The organism is Pseudomonas sp. PDM25 (assembly GCF_019219045.1).
Lineage (GTDB): Bacteria > Pseudomonadota > Gammaproteobacteria > Pseudomonadales > Pseudomonadaceae > Aquipseudomonas.
In genome coordinates this window covers 393,382-413,733 of sequence record NZ_JAHUWL010000002.1, presented here as the reverse complement: position 1 = coordinate 413,733, position 20,352 = coordinate 393,382, and the positions used below count along the sequence as shown (strand labels likewise).

Annotated in this window: 18 protein-coding genes; 12 read left to right on the top strand and 6 right to left on the bottom strand. The window is 57.5% G+C overall.

Annotated features, from left to right (window positions below):
* The first annotated feature begins 176 nt into the window (after positions 1 to 176).
* The 5 genes from KW848_RS04385 to KW848_RS04365 all read left to right on the top strand — a co-directional run bounded on the left by KW848_RS04385 (position 177) and on the right by KW848_RS04365 (position 7,609).
* Positions 177 to 2,213 (top strand): bifunctional DedA family/phosphatase PAP2 family protein, encoded by a 2,037-nt coding sequence (locus KW848_RS04385; RefSeq protein WP_256365024.1) that lies wholly within the window; start codon positions 177 to 179, stop codon positions 2,211 to 2,213.
* A gap of 357 nt (positions 2,214 to 2,570) precedes the next feature.
* Positions 2,571 to 2,906: a cytochrome c gene (locus KW848_RS04380; protein WP_218535946.1), complete on the top strand. Its 336-nt coding sequence runs from the start codon at positions 2,571 to 2,573 to the stop codon at positions 2,904 to 2,906.
* Between the two features lie 677 nt (positions 2,907 to 3,583).
* Complete coding sequence (locus tag KW848_RS04375; protein ID WP_218535944.1) at positions 3,584 to 4,477, top strand: transporter substrate-binding domain-containing protein; 894 nt, start codon at positions 3,584 to 3,586, stop codon at positions 4,475 to 4,477.
* Between the two features lie 609 nt (positions 4,478 to 5,086).
* A complete protein-coding gene (locus KW848_RS04370) occupies positions 5,087 to 6,013 on the top strand; it encodes a transporter (protein ID WP_256365023.1) in 927 nt (308 codons plus the stop codon).
* Positions 6,014 to 6,475: 462 nt separating this feature from the next.
* Complete coding sequence (locus tag KW848_RS04365) at positions 6,476 to 7,609, top strand: aminotransferase class V-fold PLP-dependent enzyme (protein WP_218535938.1); 1,134 nt, start codon at positions 6,476 to 6,478, stop codon at positions 7,607 to 7,609.
* Between the two features lie 229 nt (positions 7,610 to 7,838).
* Here KW848_RS04365 and KW848_RS04360 read toward each other — a convergent pair whose 3' ends face one another.
* Positions 7,839 to 8,588 carry a tetratricopeptide repeat protein gene (locus tag KW848_RS04360; RefSeq protein ID WP_218536264.1) on the bottom strand — a complete coding sequence of 250 codons (750 nt, stop codon included), beginning with the start codon at positions 8,586 to 8,588 and terminating at the stop codon, positions 7,839 to 7,841.
* Between the two features lie 145 nt (positions 8,589 to 8,733).
* Positions 8,734 to 9,690, bottom strand: a complete 957-nt coding sequence (locus tag KW848_RS04355; protein ID WP_218535937.1) for an AraC family transcriptional regulator — start codon at positions 9,688 to 9,690, stop codon at positions 8,734 to 8,736.
* A gap of 198 nt (positions 9,691 to 9,888) precedes the next feature.
* On the opposite strand from KW848_RS04355, the gene KW848_RS04350 reads away from it, so the two are divergent.
* Together KW848_RS04350 and KW848_RS04345 are read left to right on the top strand one after the other, a co-directional pair.
* Positions 9,889 to 10,842, top strand: coding sequence for a hypothetical protein (locus KW848_RS04350; RefSeq protein ID WP_218535935.1), 954 nt, complete (start codon positions 9,889 to 9,891; stop codon positions 10,840 to 10,842).
* A gap of 78 nt (positions 10,843 to 10,920) precedes the next feature.
* Complete coding sequence (locus tag KW848_RS04345) at positions 10,921 to 11,343, top strand: MAPEG family protein (protein WP_111448931.1); 423 nt, start codon at positions 10,921 to 10,923, stop codon at positions 11,341 to 11,343.
* A gap of 133 nt (positions 11,344 to 11,476) precedes the next feature.
* Here KW848_RS04345 and KW848_RS04340 read toward each other — a convergent pair whose 3' ends face one another.
* Positions 11,477 to 11,935: a helix-turn-helix domain-containing protein gene (locus KW848_RS04340; RefSeq protein WP_111448932.1), complete on the bottom strand. Its 459-nt coding sequence runs from the start codon at positions 11,933 to 11,935 to the stop codon at positions 11,477 to 11,479.
* Positions 11,936 to 12,069: 134 nt separating this feature from the next.
* On the opposite strand from KW848_RS04340, the gene KW848_RS04335 reads away from it, so the two are divergent.
* From KW848_RS04335 to KW848_RS04325, 4 genes are all read left to right on the top strand, one after another.
* Complete coding sequence (locus KW848_RS04335) at positions 12,070 to 13,353, top strand: MFS transporter (RefSeq protein WP_192410565.1); 1,284 nt, start codon at positions 12,070 to 12,072, stop codon at positions 13,351 to 13,353.
* Positions 13,350 to 14,246 carry an EamA family transporter gene (locus tag KW848_RS04330; RefSeq protein WP_218535933.1) on the top strand — a complete coding sequence of 299 codons (897 nt, stop codon included), beginning with the start codon at positions 13,350 to 13,352 and terminating at the stop codon, positions 14,244 to 14,246. The genes KW848_RS04335 and KW848_RS04330 overlap by 4 nt, the downstream gene beginning before the upstream one ends.
* Positions 14,247 to 14,481: 235 nt before the next feature.
* On the top strand, positions 14,482 to 14,877 hold the full coding sequence (locus KW848_RS31695) for a hypothetical protein (protein WP_225607569.1): 396 nt from the start codon (positions 14,482 to 14,484) through the stop codon (positions 14,875 to 14,877).
* Positions 14,878 to 14,934: 57 nt separating this feature from the next.
* Positions 14,935 to 15,675, top strand: a complete 741-nt coding sequence (locus KW848_RS04325; protein WP_192410563.1) for a Mut7-C RNAse domain-containing protein — start codon at positions 14,935 to 14,937, stop codon at positions 15,673 to 15,675.
* A 59-nt stretch (positions 15,676 to 15,734) separates the two neighbouring features.
* Here the strand turns inward: KW848_RS04325 and KW848_RS04320 are convergent, their stop codons facing one another.
* Positions 15,735 to 16,430 carry a tRNA (adenine(22)-N(1))-methyltransferase TrmK gene (locus KW848_RS04320; RefSeq protein ID WP_305729590.1) on the bottom strand — a complete coding sequence of 232 codons (696 nt, stop codon included), beginning with the start codon at positions 16,428 to 16,430 and terminating at the stop codon, positions 15,735 to 15,737.
* Positions 16,431 to 16,646: 216 nt separating this feature from the next.
* Positions 16,647 to 16,988 carry a hypothetical protein gene (locus tag KW848_RS04315; RefSeq protein WP_218535929.1) on the bottom strand — a complete coding sequence of 114 codons (342 nt, stop codon included), beginning with the start codon at positions 16,986 to 16,988 and terminating at the stop codon, positions 16,647 to 16,649.
* A gap of 167 nt (positions 16,989 to 17,155) precedes the next feature.
* Here KW848_RS04315 and KW848_RS04310 point away from each other — a divergent pair, with 167 nt between their 5' ends.
* Positions 17,156 to 17,392: a hypothetical protein gene (locus tag KW848_RS04310; protein WP_008154805.1), complete on the top strand. Its 237-nt coding sequence runs from the start codon at positions 17,156 to 17,158 to the stop codon at positions 17,390 to 17,392.
* On the opposite strand, the gene KW848_RS04305 is transcribed toward KW848_RS04310, so the two are convergent.
* Entirely contained in the window at positions 17,389 to 20,286 is a 2,898-nt protein-coding gene (locus tag KW848_RS04305; protein ID WP_218535927.1) for an EAL domain-containing protein, read from the bottom strand. The two genes, KW848_RS04310 and KW848_RS04305, sit on opposite strands and share 4 nt — an antisense overlap.
* Positions 20,287 to 20,352 lie beyond the last annotated feature (66 nt).

Here is a 20,352-nt window from a genome sequence, read left to right as displayed (position 1 = left end):
CGGACGCATGCGGATCAATCGACAGGCTGAAATCGGCCAAAAGCAGCCGGTGGACGGAGCGATAGCAAATGAATAGCTATGCTTAGTTTGTTGCGGAAACTGATTGTGCAGTCGGGAATTGCAGACACGCGCGTCGATCGCCTCATCACTGATGTTTTATAGGCAGCCCGCGAAATATGACGTCCTTGATCTCATCGATCATCGAGTTCCTGACGGCGTACCCGCATGTCGCCTATCTGGCGGTGTTTCTCCTGGCACTTTCCGAGTCAATCCCGATCATCGGTGTCGTCGTTCCCGGCACCGCTGTGATCCTCGCGCTCAGCACCCTGGTCCCGAGCGGCATATTATTGCTCTGGCCGTTGCTGATCGCCGCCACGTCAGGCGCGATCGCGGGTGATGGTCTTTCGTTCTGGCTTGGGCACCGATACCACCGCGAGATTCTTGGTCTCTGGCCGCTGAACCGGCACCCCAAACTGATTCAGCGCAGCGAAGCCTTTTTCACCCGTCATGGCGACAAAAGTGTCTTTCTCGCGCGCTTCACACCGGGCGTCCGCGCCTTTGTTCCGCTCCTTGCCGGCACGCTGGGGATGGCGGTCAGTCGGTTCTATGCCGTCAATTTCGCGTCGGCACTCGCCTGGGCTCCGTCGCATATACTGCCCGGTGTGCTCATCGGCGCAACTTTCAGCATTCTCGGTGCGGCTGCAAAACCACTCGCGATCCTGCTGGTCGCTCTAGTCGCGGTGGGCTGGGTGGTCCTGCATATCGTGCGCTGGACGCTGCGTCGCGGCATACCCTACCTCATCGTCGCAGTGCAGCGGTTGCGGAGTTGGGCCGGCACCCACGACACCTGGCTGAGCCGCAGTCTCACTAGCTTCCTCGATCCTTCACGGCCCGAAGCACGGGCTCTTGCACTGCCGACAGTCCTGCTCGTCGGTGCCGCCTGGCTTTTCTTCGGCGTCCTTGAGGACGTCATAAACGGTGACCCGTTGCTGCTTGCAGATAGCGCGATATACCGCGCGCTCCAGGATCTTCGCACAACACCAGGCGATGCGGTGATGATTGCCATCACAGAACTCGGCGACACCAAGGTCGTGGTGGCGGTCACGATTGTTGTCTTGCTGTGGCTCATGTGGAAACGCGCCTGGCGTACAGCAGCCTATTGGCTGGTTGCAATCGCCGGCGCTTCGGCGCTCAACATTGTCATCAAATTAGCGTTGTATCGAACTCGCCCCGGAGAGCTTCTCTATTCCGGGTGGAGTGCCTTTTCCTTCCCCAGCGGCCATAGCACGATCAATGTCGTGCTATACGGTTTCCTCGCCTTTCTCATTGCGCGTGATATCCGCCCGGCACGGCGCCTCGCACTCGCTCTTGGCGCAGCCACCCTGATATTTCTGATTGCATTTTCGCGCCTCTACCTCGGTGCGCATTGGCTTTCCGACGTGCTCGGGGGACTGGCATTCGGGTCCGCGTGGCTGGCGCTACTCAGCCTGTTCTACCTGCGGCGGCAGGCCGAGCGCATTGGGTCAGGGGGGCTGCTCGCCCTCGGATGTGCGGCACTTATCCTTGCCGGCGGCTTCAATATCTATCGCAGCCATGCGACGGACAGCGGTCGTTATGTCGTCAAGGTGGGGACGTTGACCATGGCCGCCGCCGATTGGTGGGCGTCGGATTGGCAGCAGCTGCCGGTGCGGCGTATCGATCTCACTGGCGAGACGAATGAGCCACTGACGTTCCAGTGGGCCGGTGGCCTGCAGGACTTGCAAGATGTCCTGCAGCGCAACGGATGGCGCAACTCGGCGGCCTGGACACTGTTGAATACCCTGAATTGGCTGACCGCCCAAGCTGCCCCTTCCGATCTTCCGGTCATTCCGCTTTTCGCCAGTGGTCGCCTTCCCAGTCTGACTCTCGTTCGACCGCATAGCGCTGACGCACCTAACGGTTCGCGGCTGGTGCTTCGATTGTGGGTCGTCGATTTCGAGCTCACAAACGGGCGAACTATGCCGCTGTGGATTGGCTCGGTTGTCGAGGAGCGTTTCTATCATCCCCTATCCCTTGTCACCTTGACGTCAACACAGCCCGATGCGAATGCACCGCGGAGAATGCTAGCGGCCGTACTTGACGGTGGGCGGCTCCTTTCTCGGACCGAAGGAACGGCAGATGCGGACTGGGATGGGCAGGTCCTGTTAGCTCGCCACGGTGAAAAACAGAAATGAATGACCGTCCAGGGTCAAATGCTGCCCTTCCTGACAGGCACTTAACGGCCATGAGAAGACATTCAACGGTGTTAGGAAATACGGGGCGATTCACCTGCTAGCATTGAGTGCTTGGACATTATAAAAGGGCTGATTATGCAGATGATTAAAATAGATGTGTCTGGTTTCATTAGACCACTACACTTACCGCAGTCCAGCGGCAGATCAAGCTATCCAGCACCCATGAGAAAGCAGTCCGGCCCAGCGTCGGGATTCGCTACCTGAAGTCCTCTCGCCCATCGTCATTCGCCTCCTACTACACTCTCACTTAGCGCCCCTAAGCAGCTCACGTCATCGTCGGGTCGCCAGGAGCCTAAAATGAAATGCGCATTTCTGACGTTCATAGCCCTACTCACCTGCTCATCGGCAATGGCATCACCGCCAGATGGAGAAAACCTTTTTCAAGATAACTGCATTGTTTGTCATGGGCCTCGAGGCACGGGAGGATCGGCACCTAAGCTGGCCGGAGATGCCAGTGAGTGGAAATCAAAAGTATTTGAGCGAGCCGTGCTTAGCGGTATCGACGACCAAGGAAAGCCTCTGAAGGCACCAATGCCGCATTGGGCTAGCGATAGCTTCAAATCTGACAGCGGTGTAAAGCCAAGCAAACTTGAAATTGATGCAATTCAGAAATATCTGCATCAGCAAAAGTAGTGTGTTTGCTTCGACCGAATGTTTTCGTTTTGGCGACATGCTTTTCACGCAGTGCTCACAGAATGGAGCGCAGATTACCCCTGCTCCTTTGAAGAATTCCCATTTGGCCCGCCCGCATGCGGGCCATTTTTTTTGGCTGCTACGCTTTCCAACGCCCGTAGTTCTCAACTTTCGACGTATTCAGTGCGTTTTCACACAGCCTGGGTCGATAGCAGCCCTTTTTGACAGGCAGGAATCGACCCAAAGCTGCCCTTCGTGAAAGACAGAAAACGGCCAAAAGCTGAAGTAGCCTGTTTGGGGGGCAGACATTCAAGATCTAGCCTAACCCGGCGCTACGCGGCTTTTTAGTCCGGCGCCCATATCGATCAATACGTTAAGACCCGGGCTTTAGATGCGTCTAAGTGTCAGCGAAACATCTTCCCTCGTTTCCGCGACCCCAAATACTCCAACGGTAGCGTGGCGTCTTAAGCGCAAGAGCCAGCGATCCGTCGCGATGGAATTTGTGCAACTTCGCACATTACTCGGTTTTCTGATCTGGCTCAAAGTATCTACCGTCCCTGGGCGTAGTGTTTGCAATAACGTTTCGTAAACACGCCGGAAATGGGGTGCTCATCCTTCACGTTTTTCAGTGTGTTTTTGAGATGTTTTTGCCTTTTTCATACTTCAAAGGGTGTCCGATGAAAACCTCATATTTCGTAGCAACGACAATCCTCGCCGCAGGCTTGTCTGCCGTTGCATCTCCTGCCAACTCGCAGACACTCGAAAAAGTTGCCGATAATAACAAAATCACCGTGTCTTACCGGGAGGCATCGGTACCTTTCAGCTACTTGATCAGTCCTACCGAAGCCGTGGGTTTCTCAGTCGATTTAACCGATGCCATCGTTGATGATATGCGCAGGAAGCTCGACAAACCGAACTTAGAAGTGGCTTACATTCCTGTGTCTTCGCAAACCCGCATTCCGTTGCTTGTCAACGGCACATACGATCTGGAGTGCGGTTCGACCACCAACAACGCTGCGCGTGGCAAGGACGTGGCTTTTGCAATTAGCCATTTCTACACCGGCACGCGCCTGTTGACCAAGAAGACCTCAGGCATAAAGAACTACGCCGATCTCGCAAAAAAGACTGTCGCCAGCACGGTCGGCAGCACGAACGAGAAGGTCCTCCGCCAATACAGTACCGACAACAATTTAGATGTACAGGTCGTCTTGGGTAAAGACTATGACGACTCCTTGGCGCTGGTTGAAAATGATCGTGCCGTAGCGTTTGCCATGGACGATATCCTGCTTTATGGCCTCATGGCGAACTCCAAAAATCCCGGTTCGCTCGAAGTCGTGGGTGATGCGCTGCAAGTCGAACCCTATGGCTGCATGCTTCGCAAAGATGATCCCGAGTTCAAGCAATTGGTCGATGGCACCATAACCCGTCTCATGGAGTCGGGCGAATTCGCAAGGCTATACACCAAGTGGTTTGAATCACCGATTCCTCCAAAAGGAATGAATCTGAATATGCCGATGAGCGAGCAGCTCAAAGCCAATCTCAAGGCGCGCAGTGACAAACCAGTGCTGTAAAGCTTAACGAGTAACTGAGCAAATGACATATAGAAGAAAAAGAACTCCGCCAGGAGGTATGGATCACGATTGATTACTCCGCCGGAGTACGTACATGGATTGCCTGATATGTGGAAACAAGCTTGCTCGTATTGCGTCTTCTGGCGTCTGGACGGAGTTTCATTGTCCTGAGTGTGGTTCCGGTCGCGTAACCATGGAGCTTCTTAGCTTAATGATGCTGATGCGAGCTCGGTTTGATGTGTCGCTGAGCCGAAAATGGCTTGCAGAACAACGGAAGTTCGACCCGCTCCCTATTATGCAAACCTCAGATCTCCCATTTTTGACAATCCACTGACTTACTGACTCATTCACTGAGTGCTGTTGGCCGTATTCCGCTTGTGACCAAGGCCGCTGTCGGCCATGAGCGGACATTGACCTGGGACTGCTACCGGCCAGAGCAGTCATTCGTGTTGGCGTTCAATAACGATGCTTTTATCTATGACGCCGCAAAACCGAATAGATTTATCCAGCTGGCGAGACGCTCATTTTCACTATGAGTGCCAAACGAATGCAGATGAGCTACTACAATCCTTAGAACTCCGGGGCCTGACAGAAAGCGAACGAATGTGGATGAAACACAAACTCTACCTCGTCTGGCTGATTCGGTTCGCATCCGCTTCGCTCATCATCGTAACCTGCGGTGCAGGCGCAGAAGATCTCGAACCAAGGTCCTACGCCAATACGCCGGTCGGTATCAATTTCCTGCTCATGGGCTATAGCGATCTGCATGGCAACGTAACGGCCAACCCCTCAATCCCGCTTCAGGACGCCAAGCTCAACATCAAGACGGTCGTGTTTGCCTTTGCCAGGTCCCTGGACGTCTGGGGCCGCTCCGGGAAGTTCGATATTGTCGTGCCTGAGGCAAAATTGACCGGCTCCGCCCTGTTCAACGGTGAACTCAAGGAGCGTAATGTGACCGGGTTAATCGATCCGAGATTCCGCTTCTCGGTCAACCTGTATGGCGCCCCGGCGCTGTCCCTGGCTGAATTCCCCGGCTATCAACAGGATGTGATTATCGGCACCAGCCTGGCGATCACGCCCCCCCTCGGGCAGTACGACGAGAACAAGCTGGTAAATCTGGGTAACAATCGCTGGTCATTCAAACCCGAGCTCGGGATTTCCAAGCGCCTGGGGCCAGTGACCCTGGAATTATCCGGCGCGGGCACCTTTTACACCGACAATAATGAGTTCCTCGGCAACCACACACTCTCCCAGGACCCGATTTACCAGGTACAGGGGCATCTAATCTATGCCTTTAACAATGGAGTTTGGGTTGCGCTGGATACGACCTACTTCACTGGCGGAAGTAGTTCAGTCGATGGAGTCGGTAATCACGACTACCAGGAAAACACACGTTACGGATGCACTCTGACGCTGCCATTGGACCGAAACCATTCACTAAAGCTGAGTGCGAGTAATGGCGGACATACCCGCACGGGCAGCGAATACGACTCCATTGGAATAGTCTGGCAGTATCGCTTCGGCGGCGGGTTGTGAAACTTGGGACTTACTTTAAATACCCTTCATTGATCCGAGCTTTCCCAACGTCATAAGTCGTTGACGGCAGGGGTAGCCACCCAGCCGGCCTCCAAGCCTCCGGGCAGCATTTGCCCAACTTCTTCTCCAACCTCCGAGTCAATCAGCTTGTTTAGCTTGGCGTTCATGGTCATGAGGAGGTCGGCGTTATTTGTCGGATCCAGCGCGAGGATTAGCTCGGTAGCATTACCGAATGTGGCATTGAGTAGCCCACCCACGCTCTCGCCCAGATGTGCGGCCAATTGCTTGGTGGCGCATCCAAGCCAGCCTGCCAGCGGCAAGATGGCGAGCGCACGTCAAGTAACCGACCTGATGATGCCAGCCACTCGACAGAAGTCGAAAATCAATCCCGAGCAATCTTGTCATTTGCCAAGGCTTAGGGCAGGGTCGATACCACTGAGTCTCTGTCAAAGGAGTCACCCCATGTCAAAGCTATATCCCAGTATCGATCCCGAAGGGCTGCTCGAGTACTCAGTGGTCTACACCGACCGCTCGCTCAACCACATGTCGCAGTCATTTCAAGACGTGATGAAGAACATTTCCAGGACCCTGAAACAGGTCTACAACGCCCAGGCTGTTGCGGTGGTCCCGGGCAGCGGCACTTTCGGCATGGAAGCGGTGGCGCGACAGTTTGCCACCGACCAGCAATGCCTGGTGATACGCAACGGCTGGTTCAGTTATCGCTGGAGCCAGATCCTTGAGATGGGCAACATCCCGGCGGCCACCACGGTGCTGAAAGCCCGACCGGTCGACACGGGTCGCCAGGCTGCCTACGCCCCACCCCCTCTGGACGAAGTGCTGGCAGCCATTCAGGCGCAGAAGCCGCAGATTGTCTTCGCTCCCCACGTTGAAACCTCATCAGGGATTATCCTGCCCGACGAGTACCTGCGGGCCGTCGGCGACGCCGTGCATGCGGTAGGTGGCCTGTTCGTGCTGGACTGCATCGCCTCAGGCACGCTTTGGGTTGATATGCACAAATGCGCAGTCGACCTGCTGATCAGCGCACCGCAGAAAGGCTGGAGCGCCTCCCCTTGCTGCGCTCTTGTGATGCTCAGCTCTTCGGCCCTCGAGCGCATCGAACAGACGCATAGCAGCAGCTTCGCCTGCGACCTGAAAAAGTGGCTTCAGATCATGCAGGCCTACGAACAGGGCGGACATGCCTACCATGCGACCATGCCCAGCGATGCCCTCGCGCGATTCAACGAAGTGATGAAAGAGACGCAAGCCTACGGTTTCGACAAGGTCCGCGGCGAACAACAGGCTCTGGGCGATCGGGTGCGCGCAATGTTGACCGGCAAAGGCATCAAAAGCGTGGCCGCCGCCGGCTTTCAGGCCCCTGGCGTGGTGGTGAGCTACACCGATGATGCCGACATCAAGAGCGGTAAGAAATTTGCCAACCACGGCCTGCAGATCGCCGCCGGAGTGCCGTTGCAATGCGACGAGCCGGCCGACTTCCAGACCTTCCGCATCGGTCTGTTCGGACTCGAAAAGCTGCACAATATCGAGCGCACGGTCAGCACCCTCGAACAGGCACTGGACGAGGTGATGGTTAACTAAGCCCTCATCTTGCCCGCAGCACGTGCGCCCTTCAGCGCTATCAGAAAAGGTTTCCAACGAAGCCTTTCACGGGGCGGATGATTGGCGGCTGTATGACTTGGATCGACCCAAAGCTGACGATGGCGACAGGCAGAAATCGATCAGATAGCGACCACGCCCCCTGACTACCCCATCCCAGTCCTCCCTCAACGTGGAGCACAAAAAACCGGCCAAAAGGACACTCAGAAACTCAACCGTGCACCAGGTAAGCTCCTGACGGAACCCGATATCGCAGCTTCTTGCATTTGCCGGGTTTGGGCTGATGCCCGGGCGGGCGATCAGGAAACCAGATTCGGCATTTCCCCGGAGGCGGCCAATGGCCGCGGGGAATCTCAACCTCATCGTACGCAGGCCGCTCTGGCTCGACGAAAGCCACTGGCAATTCTCCTTCGGGCCCTGGCCCGCCAGCCGTCGGTGAATCCGATACCCTTTCCGCCTGTGCGCTAGCGAAGTTGCCAGCGTCGGCTTGTTCAGCAGCGGCCATTTCTGCCTCGCGGCGCTTTTGGACCTCCTCTTTGAGCCCCTCCTGGACTGCGACCAGGTCCTCTTTGGCGTTGGGTGAAGTACTTGAAGCCTTGGCCTGCTGCGCCGCCTGGATCAATTGGAAGTTGCGGTTGCGTAACTCGACGTTGCGACCAACCCGCATGTTCGAGCGCGCCGCCAACGTTTCAGCCTGCTCGTACTGCCCCTGCTGAAGACGCAATACACCAAGGTAATGCAGCGTCGCGGGATTGTTCGGCTGGATATGCAGGGCACGTTCCAGCGTGGCAGCGGCTTGGTCCAACTGGCCATTTTCATACTGCCCAGAGGCGGTTTCGATTAGCGTGGTTGATGCGCTGTTACTTTGCGAGGGCGCCTTTCGCTCGGCAGCAACCGAGCAAAGCGACACGACGGCGCAGAACGCCAGGATAAGACCCGGCAGAAAACTCTTGGTTGGCATCAAGGGGCGGACTCGGCGGATCTAGGACGGCACTGCCGCAAAGCAGGCCACCAGCGCTGCTCGGCGTCGCCGATACAGGGCCCCTGTTGACCTGGCCATTACCCCGAAGTTCCCGCTGCATCGGGCACATCGGCACCGGACCTTCTCATGCGGATTGTCTGCGCCAGGTGCCGGGTGATGTGCCGAACTGGCGTTTAAATGCGCGGCTGAACGCTGCTTCGGATTCGTAGCCCACTGCAAAGCCGATTTGCGCCACATTCCCGCGACCTTCGCGCAGGTGTTGAGCCGCCACGTGCATACGCCAAAGCGTCAGGTATTGCATCGGTGGCTGTCCGACCAATGTCGTGAATCGCTCCGCGAATACCGAGCGCGACATGCCCACTTCAAGCGCCAGGGCTTCTGCCGTCCAGCCCTCGGTTGGACGAGCATGGAGCAGCGCCAATGCGCGCCCGATATGCGGATCTCGCAAACCCGCCAGCCACCCGCGCCGTTCAGTGGGGAGGTTCGCGACATACTGACTGACGGCTTCGACGAACAGCAACTCGGATAGCTTGGCGATGACCGTTGCCGAGCCGACGCGCCCCGCCGCGATCTCACTGACAGCGAAACGGAATGAGCTTTCAATCCAGGCCCCCGAAGCCGTCGTGCGGACATCTAGCTTCAATAAAGATGGCAGCGACGAAAGCAACGGACTGAACGGTGTTTCAGAGCCGAGGAATCCGCACAATAACTGTGTGGTCTCGCCGCCCCCGCCGTACTTGATTCGTGAGATGCCGCCGACTTCCGGCGGCTGAATAACTTCGCGCGCCGACATGGGCGCAATGCTTAGATCACTGCCAAAAGTATGAACGTCATTGCGAGGCAACAGAATGAGTTCGCCTGCCCGCACGTCGAGGGTGGCGCCATCGTCGATTCGCAACTGCATGTGCCCGGCCGCGACAAAATGCGACGCAATGACATGTCGAGGTGCCGCCAGGAACGGTTTGCAATCGTCTGCAGAGATTCTTCCGCTGATGCACCAGGGCGCAGTGAGCTCCGCCTCGAGGAAGACCCCTCCAGACAGCCGAATCACACGCAAGACATCAGAAAGCGCATCCAACAATTGCCAGCCCTCCTTTCCGGAGTCCGGAGCATGTAATCAGGCGCACTGGTCATTCGCCGCCTGAACTGCGAGGCCTAGATTAGCACCAACGTGGACTCAGTGATCGAGACGCTCCCCAGACACTTCACCAATGGTCATTGCCCCCGCGTTAACCGTAATTGGCCCATTCCAACTCGACCACGCAAGCCGGAGATCAATATGAACACCGCAGCTACCCTACCCCGCTCAGATTCAGGCAACGCCAATCGTTATGCTCAAATCGTCAGATCATCGAAGAAAGCGGAATGGCAGATCGATCGCGATTTGCTACAGGACCGTAGCTTCGACTTCTCGCGAAAATTCTTGCCCGACGGACTATCGCGGATAGACCGCCTGACCTTTCTCACCGCGGACGAGGCGCGCCTGCTCAGCCAGATTCAGGGCCGAACCTATGCGTATATCTTTGGCCTGGTCGAGCGTTTTATCAGTGCCAAAATGCTCGATCAAGGCCGGGCCCATGTGTTTGACGATCAGCTCGCACTCGAAGCGCTGGTGCGCTTTTCCAACGACGAGATCAAGCATCAGGAGCTGTTCCGGCGTATTGAAACGATGATTAGTACGCACTTGTCGTCGGGATATCGTCAGGTTGCCGATCCAAACGATGTGGCGCGCGCGGTACTGGCGGCCAGCACCTGGTCGGTGCTGGCGCTGACCTGCCATATCGAGCTGTTTGTTCAGACGCACTACGTGCAAAGCATCGCCCCCCGCGAGGAGTTGTGCCCACTCTTCAAGGATGTCTTCAAATTTCACTGGAAGGATGAAAGCCGGCACGTCGTACTCGATGAACTGGAGTGGGAGGCGGAGCACGCGAAACTGTCCCCGGCCGACCGCGACCAGGCAGTGACCGATCTGATTGCGCTGGTGGCCGCCGTCGACGCCATCCTGCAGGCACAATCGGCATCCGATGCCGACTACTTCATTCGAATTGCTTCGCGATCGTTCAGTGTCGATGAGACAGCGCAAATCAACACCTGCGTGCTGAGCGCCTACCGCTGGCAATACATCATCTCGGGTGTGCAGCATCCACACTTTGGCCGGCTGCTTACGCGCATGACAACACCTGCACAGATGTCCAGGATTCAGACCGCACTGGCACCCATCATGAGCAATTGATCGACAGGGGGCGACCGACCGCGCGTCGGTCGCACGACGCTGGGATGACGTACTGAAAATGATTGATTGAGGATGGCCATGACGATTCCGATGTGGATGCTGCTTGGATTTGCAACCTGGACTTTACTGTTGTTGATGGCAACCGTCGGGGTGTATCGCTGGGTCAGAATCTTGTTCTCGAGTGTTCCGATTGCTTCCTTCCGAAGCGATCAGCTCGAAGGCGAGGATTGGTATCGCCGCGGGACACGAGCACACGCGAACTGTGTGGAGAATCTGCCTGTCTTTGGCGTCATCGTGTTGGTGATTTCAGCCCTGGGTGTCGACGGCCTTGCGGTGAACTACTTGTCCATCATCGTTCTGATCGCTCGTGTGTGCCAGTCGCTGGTTCACGTATCCCATGTGCAAACCGATACGTTCGTGGCGGTTCGATTTACCTTCTTTTGCGTGCAGTTGGTCTGTTTTCTCGCACTCATTGTGATAGCCGCTTGTTACGGCGCCTGAATACTCAAATAGAGGGATGAATTCAGGCCTGGTCCTGCCAATCAACATTTCGTTCGGACGCGCCCCTGGCAAGTCAGAGGTTAGATTCGATCCAGACTATCTTCGGCGCGACCGGTTGAAAACGGCTGTCGATTCACGCCCCGCCGGCAACAAGTCTCACTCTGTGGCAGTCAGACGGTCCAAGTTTTTGACCGCTTGATGAGCGAACATCGATTGGCATCAGAGACTGTCCGGATTCGTTGTCCAACAGCACAGAACGTGTCTCTTGCGGCTTGAACAGGAAGCGTTCGCCCCACTGTCTCATACTGACCACAACCGGAAAGATCTCCCGTCCTTTGTCCGTTAGGACGTACTCCTTGTAGGCGCTTCCATCCGACGCCGGTCGAACGTCGAATACACCGACTTCAACCAACGTTTTTAGTCGCGATGCCAGAATATTTTTGGCCACGCCCAAGCTCTTTTGAAACTCGCTGAATCGGCGAATGTCGTCAAATGCGTCGCGGATAATCATGAGCGACCAGCGATCCCCAATTGCCTCCAGTGTTCTTGCTACCGGGCATTCGCTGCTTTGCGGTGAAGCGCCTTTGACCATCGTATTTACCTTTTGAATAAGGGTGCCAAGTCTGTCGATAAATCTGGATCAATGTGGTTGCAAATTGAAACCTGGCTCAGCAATAATTAAAACCAGTTCTTAATTGAAACCAGTTTAACGCCATGGAGGCGTGCATGACAGCAGATGCAGACTCAACCACCGAACGTTTCTCCAGGCGGCCTTCGGGATTGCCGCATACGGATATCGGAGAAAGCAGCAGGATCGACCGGTCTCCGGGGCTTTCTTCCTCGCTCACGTTATTGTTTTCCGTCACCTGCGCACTTGCAGTAGCCAACGTTTATTTTGCCCAACCCTTGCTCGCCTCAATGGCTGAGAGCCTGGGCGTCACCTCAGGATTGATCGGGGTCGTGGTGACGGCCACTCAGGTTGGATACGCGCTGGGGTTGCTGTTCATCGTACCGCTGGGCGATATGGTCAACCGTAAACGGCTGATTTTGACTCAAGTGACGCTGTCTGCAATTGCGCTGGCGGCAGTCGGCGCATCACAGCAATGGCTGGCCCTGCTGGGAGCCATGAGCATGATGGGCTTACTGGCAGTGGTCGTTCAGGTGCTTGTGGCATATGCCGCCGTGTTGGCAACGCCATCACAACGTGGACAGGCAGTGGGAACCGTAACCAGCGGAGTTGTCCTGGGCATTCTTCTGGCGCGGTTTACCTCTGGGCTGATCGCAGATCTAGCGGGCTGGCGCGCCGTTTATTTCGTTTCATCAGGATTGATGCTGACCATCGCGGCGGTGCTCTGGAAATTGCTTCCTGCCGCAGTGTCGCCGCGCAATCAACACGCCTACCAAGCTCTCATCCGGTCGTTCTTCAAGCTGTTCATGACCGAGCCGGTTTTGCGTATCAGGGGCCTGTTGGCCTTACTGATCTTTGCCGCTTTTTCCGTGCTATGGACATCCATGGTGCTGCCGTTGAGCGCTCCGCCGCTGTCGCTTTCACACACTGCCATCGGCATGTTCGGCTTGGCTGGCGTCGCCGGTGCCCTTGCTGCCAGAAGAGCCGGTCGCTGGGCCGATCAAGGTTTGGGACAAAGAGTCACCGGCATTTCGCTGGGGCTCCTGACGCTTTCCTGGTTGCCCATCACTTTTGCCGAGACGTCCCTGATAGCACTGCTCTGCGGAGTGGTCTTGCTCGACTTCGCGGTGCAAGCAGTACACGTCACCAACCAGAGCCTCATTTTTGCTGCTCGACCCGACGCCCAAAGTCGCATGGTCGGCGCATACATGTGCTTCTACTCGGTCGGTAGCGCGCTGGGGGCGGCAGCCGCGACCCAGGTTTATGCGCTCTGGGGCTGGATGGCAGTAAGCCTGCTGGGCGCCTTGATCAGCGCTACAGCTTTGGCGCTGTGGGTTCTCACAAGACATTTCTCAACGACCATTCAAGGAAGATCAGTATGAAAGCCGGACACCTGCTACTCGCAATCTTGATTACTGCCATATGGGGCGTGAATTTCTCGGTTATCAAACTGGGCCTCACCACCGTTGACCCGCTCATTCTTGCTGGCATTCGCTTCACGCTTTGCGCACTTCCAGCGATCTTTTTCATTCCGAAACCTGATGTGCAGTGGCGCTACATCATTGGTTACGGTCTGGTCTTCGGTATCGGACTTTGGGGCATCGTTAACCTTGGCATCAAGTCTGGTCTTTCAGCAGGCATCGCTTCGCTGGTGCTTCAGTTCAGCGCGTTTTTCACCATCCTGCTGGGCTCATGGGTATTCAAGGAAGCGATTTCCCGCTACCAACTTGCAGGCATAGGTATCGCCTCCTGTGGCTTGTTGAGCATCATCTCAATTGTTGATGGGACAGTAACGACGGCCGGGCTGATCCTGGTGCTGCTGGGAGCGGTCGCCTGGAGTGTGGCCAACGTGATCAACAAAAAAGCCAAGACCACCCAGGTCTTCGCTTTCCTGGTGTGGTCCAGCGCGTTTTCGCCCATCCCTCTTTTCGCGCTTGATTACGCTGTTAACGGCTCGACGGGTTACAGCGCATTGGTGAATCAACTCGACTACCGCGCCGTCCTGTCGATCCTGTTCCAGGTATACCCCAATACACTGTTCGGCTACTGGGTGTGGAATTCACTTCTGAAACGATATCCAGTGTCTACCGTCGCGCCATTGTCGTTATTGGTGCCGGTATTCGGCCTGCTCGGTTCAGTCATGATTTTTAATGAGACCCTGTCACTTAACAAAATCGTTGCAGTCGTTTTCATCGTGTCGGGTCTTGGCGTCGGCTTATACGGACAGCGCGTCCTCAGTACGTTGTTCAAGCGATCTGGCCGATGCCCATCGTGATGTAACAGCACGGGCTGGAGACCTTCTGAACACTGCAGAAGGGACATCGAGATAACAAACCTCTAAGGGTGCCGAATACTGAAGCCATTGGCTATTTAAGCAGCGGCTCCCTAGAACTTTTCCCTATTAATCTGTCTATGTGGATAGGCACATTCGTTCGGTAAGCGCGAACCCGCAGGCTTCGCGCAGCCAGATGGCCACACGTCCAATTGTCAATCAGAGGTTGCCTTCTCTCATGAAATTCCATGACCCACGGATGGTGCTCTTCGCCCTGTTCGCGTTCGCGGCAGTTGGCTCGGCATCAGCAACACAGATGAAGACCTCAACCCCTGTTTTCCCAACTGAAGTCGCAGCCGTTCAGGCTCCTGTCCAGGCCGCCGGCAACCCTTGGCCGACCTTGGCCAGTATGGCCGGAAAGCAGCCAGGGTCGTTGCTTGCCCATGACGACCGATACTGGCATGACGGCCGCTGGCACAATCGCAGAGACGATTGGCGCCGAGACGACTGGCGCAGAGATAATTGGCGTAGAGAGCAAGCCCGCCGAGAAGCTGAACGTCGCGATTGGGAGCGCCACCAGGATCGGGCCATGCGGCACCGCTACGAGGACGATCACCGCTACTATCGTCGCTAGTGCGAAGCCACGGGAATCCAGACTCGCTCATCCCGCCGCCCTGCCATACTGTTCAACATGACTCGTGCAACCTTCCGCTTCTACGAGGAGCTCAACGATTTCCTGCCGGCCGAACGGCGGCGGCAGTCCTTCACCTGCGAGTGCGCGCGAGGGGCGACGGTCAAGCACATGATCGAGGCGCTCGGGATCCCGCACACGGAGGTCGAGCTGGTGCTGCTCAACGGCGAGTCGGTGGGCCTGGAGCGGATGATCTTCGACGGTGACCGGCTGGCGGTGTATCCCAAGTTCGAAGCGCTGGACATCAGCCCGCTGCTCAAGGTTCGTGCGCAACCTTTACGGGTGCTGCGCTTCGTCGCTGATGCGCACCTGGGCGGGCTGGCCAGCCTGCTGCGCATGAGCGGCTTCGACACCCTCTACGACAATGGCTTCGAGGATGGCGAGATCGCCGAGATCGCTGCGCAGCAAGGACGCATCGTGCTGACCCGCGACCGCGAACTGCTCAAGCGGCGGATCATCAGCCACGGCTGTTACGTGCATGCCCTGAAACCGTCGCTGCAGCTGCGCGAATTGTACGAACGCCTCGACCTGGCGCGTAGCGCGCGGCCATTCAGCCTGTGCCTTCATTGCAACCTGCCGCTGCACGAGATCAGCCCGGAACTGGCCCGGTTGCAGGTGCCGCCACGCGTGGGCGCCCTCTATTCGCACTTCCTGCGCTGCGACGCCTGCCAACGGATTTACTGGGAGGGTTCGCACTGGCGCGGCATGTGTGCCCTGCTGGCACCTCTGCTGAACCGATAACCGAGCGCATCGGATCGGACCGGCTGCGGGAAAAGCGCCTCACAAACCCTGGACCTGGCTCAAGCCAGCAGATCGGTGATCCACCGGGCCTGCCGGGCGATCTCTTGCACTTTCTCCTCGGGCACGGCCTGCCGCGCATGGGCGAATTGGGTCAGGGTCTTCTGCTTCGCGCGCAGGATGCGCTGCCACTTGATCAGGAACGCCGGGCTGCGTGCCTGCATCTGCAGCGGGCCGAAGTAAAGTTCCTCGGCGGTGTACATCACCGGCCCGGCACGCTCGGCGACGATGATTTCGTAGTCGAAGCGATTTTCCCGCAGCAGTTCCTCGCAGAGGATGCGGTAGCCATTCTCCATCAGCCATTGGCGCAGTGGCTGCTCGCCGCCGTTGGGCTGCAGAATCAGGCGTTCCTGGCCGCTCAGGCGCGCCTTGCCGTTGTCGAGGATGTCGCGGATCGTCTCGCCGCCCATGCCGCAGATGCTGATCGCGGTGATCCCGTCTCCCGGCTCGATCGCCGCCAGGCCACTGGCCAGGCGCACGCTGATCCGCTGGTCCAGGCCGTTCTCGCGCACGGTTCGTTCGGCCGAGTGGAACGGCGTCAAGGCCACCTCGCCGGCCACCGCCGCCGCGATGGCGCCACGGCGCATCAACGCCACCGGCAGGTAGCCGTGATCCGAGCCGATATCGGCCAGGCGCGCATCTGCGGGCACATGCGCCGCCACGCGCTCCAGGCGCTGGGACAATGTCTGTTCGTTCAACTGCAGTTCCTTTTCACCACGAACGTCCGGCACCGTTGGCCAGATCGGGACGCGATTCTGTCGAGCAACGCCGTGCATTTCAAATTTATATGACCAGGGCCATGACTCGCATCAGCCAGCACAAAAAAAGCCCCGCCACCGAAAGCGGTGCGGGGCAAAAAATTGGTTGGTTGCGGCCAACCAAAGGAGCTCGATGAAAAGCGTCTACGGGCGGAGTCAGATGCAATCCTGTGCGGCGCGCTCAAAACTCGAAGGCAGGAAGTTCGACGCCAGCAAATGCCGCTCGTAGATGAACACCTTGCCGCCGCTCCCGGCCTTGTAGGCTTCCAGCACGTTGTCCGCCGAGACTTTGCTCGGCACCACGATCCGGTAGCTGCGCTGGGTCTGCGAGACAGTCGGGTTCAACGCTTTGCCCTGCAACTTCGGTACGACGCAGTCGGCGAATTGCGCAGGGGTCTTGTTGGTCTGCAAGGTCAGGGTCGGATCGTTCGGCGCGGAGGCACAACCGGCGAGCAACAAAGAGGCAAACGCTATGACGGGCGCGAATAAAGGACGCATCGGTCTCATCCCGAGAGTAAAGTTCGATGGAGGCGATTTTCCGCCGATTGCCGACAAAGAAGAACTTGCGTTTCGTAATGGTCACTATTACTTCTAGCGATAGTTGCGCGCCGTGTAGACGGATTCACACTCAATCACGACTGGAAATAATTAATGAGGATCTCTCCTTGAGAACTTTTGACCTGATCCGCGACGCCGTTTTGCCCGACTTCCGTGAGCGGGTGGCCGAGTACCTGATCCAGTACGAAACCGTACTGTTGTGCGAAAACGCACCCGACCCGGAGCTTGCGCGGGCCACTGCCAATCAGTTGCGGGGGTATCTGCGAGGATTGAACACCACACGGGTGTTGGGCATGGCGGATTGGGAGGAGCTGGATCGGCGAGTGGTTAATACGTGGCTTTAGCGCCCGACCAGCGAAGTTTCCAACAACGCCTCCAAACCCATCGGCTTGGCAAAATAATAACCCTGGGCCTGCCCTGCACCCATCTCGCGCAGCAAGACCAGTGTCGCTTCATCCTCGACCCCTTCGGCCACCACACTGAGGTCCAGCGATTCGGCCATCCGCACAATCGCCCGGACAATGGCGCGACTGCGTGGACTGGTGGTCAGTTCGAGGATGAACGACTTGTCGATCTTCAAGCCGCTGAAGCGGTATTGATGCACATAGCTCAGGGATGAAAATCCTGCACCGAAGTCATCGAGCACCACCGACATGCCGTTATCGGCCAATTGCTGCATGGTCAGTCGGGCAATGGCTGGCTCAGCCACCAGCGCACCTTCGGTCAACTCCAGGCAGATCCGTGATGGCGCGACCCGGTGTCGGGCCAACAGTGCGAGCACATCGTCGGCGAAGTCCGGACGCGCCATGCTGTAACTGGAGCAATTGACGTGCACCGCAGGCCAATTGGCGTGTTGGGGCTGTGCAAGGATCACTGCAATGCTGTTGAGCATGTACAGGTCCAGTCGACCGATCAGACGCAAACCTTCGACATCCGGCAAAAACTCGCCCGGCGCGATCACCCGGCCGCCCGGTTGATGCCAGCGGATCAGCGCTTCAAGGGCCAACAGTTCGCCGCTTTCGACGCTGACAATCGGCTGGAAATACGGCAGCAGTTCGTCGGTACGTTTGAGCGCGTTGCGCAATGCCCCTTCCCGCTCAACCTGGTCCGAGACCTCACGGCGCACTTCCTGATTGAACACCGCGTAGCTGTCACGCCCGGCACTCTTGACCCGGTACATCGCCGCATCGGCGTCGCGCAGCAAGTCGGCTGGTTCGTGATGGAACTGACTGTCGGCGCTGACAATACCGATACTGCAGGACGAAAACACTTCATGACCATTGATGGAAAACGGCAGGTCGAACGCCACCAGGATCCGTTCGGCGATTTCGATCACCACGTCCAGCGGCGCCTCGGGGACGAGCACTGAAAACTCATCGCCGCCCAGGCGCGCCAGCATGTCGGTGTCGCGCAGACACCCGCGTAAACGGTGGGCGGCCTGCATCAGCAGCAGGTCGCCAAAATGATGGCCGAGGCTGTCGTTCACCATTTTGAAACGGTCGAGGTCGATGAACATCACCGCCAGGTGCCCGCCTTCGCTGCCGAACCGCGACCAGGCCAGATTGAGGCGCTGTTGCAGGTAGGTACGATTCGGTAGCCCGGTCAGCGCATCGTGGGAGTTTTCGTGTTGCAACTTGGCATTGGCGTGATCGAGCTCGCGAGTGCGGTTCTGCACCCGGGCTTCCAGCATGAGGTTGGCAGCATGGATCGCTTCGGCGGCGGTGCGTCGCGACAACGCGGTGTCGATGTGCCGCGACACGAACGTCAGCAGTTCCTGGTCCCGCAGGGTATAGCGCACCTGCGAGGTATAACTTTGCACCGCCAGCACGCCACGCACCACATCGCCATCGAACAATGGAATGCCCAGCCAGGAATAGGCTTTGACAGACTCATGGGCCATTGCGATTTCACCGTGCGCAGCCAATCGGTCAGCTTCGCCTGCATCAATCAGGCAAGGTCGGCGCTGACGGATAACGTACTCGGTCAAGCCCCGGCGCCCACGCCGCGCCTCCGGGCAGGTTGTCTGCCGTTCATCGACGTAATACGGAAAGGTCACTTCACTGGTCGCGTCGTCGAACAGTGCAATGTAGAAGTTCCGCGCGAACAGCAGATCACCGACGATGCCATGCAACGTTTGAAACAACTCAGCCATGTCGCCAGGCTGGCTCGACAGTTCAGCGATCTGGAACAGCGCGCTCTGCAGATGTTCGGCGCGCTGTCGTTCTGCCACTTCCTGCCTCAATGCATCGTTGACGGCTGAAAGCTCCAGGGTGCGACGCATCACCGTCTCTTCCAGATCCTCGCGGTGCAGAATCCGGTCCAGCGCCATGGCCACGTGGCGGGCCACCACCAGAAACAACGCGCGGTCTTCAGCGCTGTAAGTACGAGAAACGTCGTAGACCTGCATCGCAAGCATGCCAAACACGTCATCCGAGGCATTTTTCAACGGTGCGCCCATCCAGAACTCGGGACGATCACCCACGCAGTAGAAACGATTCTCGGCCTGAGCCGCGAGAATGCCGGCGGCGTCGATCAGCAACGGCTGGCCACTGGTCAATACCTGGCCGGTCAACGACAAGTGCGAAGGGTCAAGGTATTCGTAGTGCTGGGACTCCACGGCATCAACGTCGATGATGTCGACGTAATACGGGTAGTCAATCTTGCCACTGTGCGGGTCATACAGCGCGAGATAGAAGTTCTCGGCGTCGATCAGGCTAGCCAGCAGCTGGTGAACCCCCACCAGAAACACTGACCGGTCGCGGGTCGAACTGGCCAGGTAGGTAATTTCATACAGCACACGCTGAGTAATCTGCGCACGGGCCAGAGTATTGGTCTGTACCTCAATGCCCAGGCGCTGGGCAAACTCGGCGAGCGCCGGCTCCGCGGCATCGTTGGCTGGCGCGAGTAGCCAACCCAGCACCGTTTCGCCTCTGCCGGTCGGCCAGCGCTGCAGGTGCCGGGTCAGGCAAAAGGCTTCAAATTCTTCATTCGCAACGATTGACGGCCACTGCACCCTCGGGTCGCCCTGCCCGACCAAATGCATTTGTTCGCCGGCGCGGTAAACCACCCACGCGGTGGTATGGGCCCAATTACGCGCTGAATCCAGTAAATGTTCGAGGGTGTTCTCGTTACCAGCGCAGGCCATTGCGACCGTATCCCACTTCCCGTCTGGTTGAGATGCGACAACGTCGCAATCGTTCGATTGCCGCGGGGAGTGTGTCAATGGACAAAAACTCATCAGCGCTCCCAGAGCCAGAACTGGCGATACTCACCTACTGAACGCAAACAATGTGCCAGTGATCCT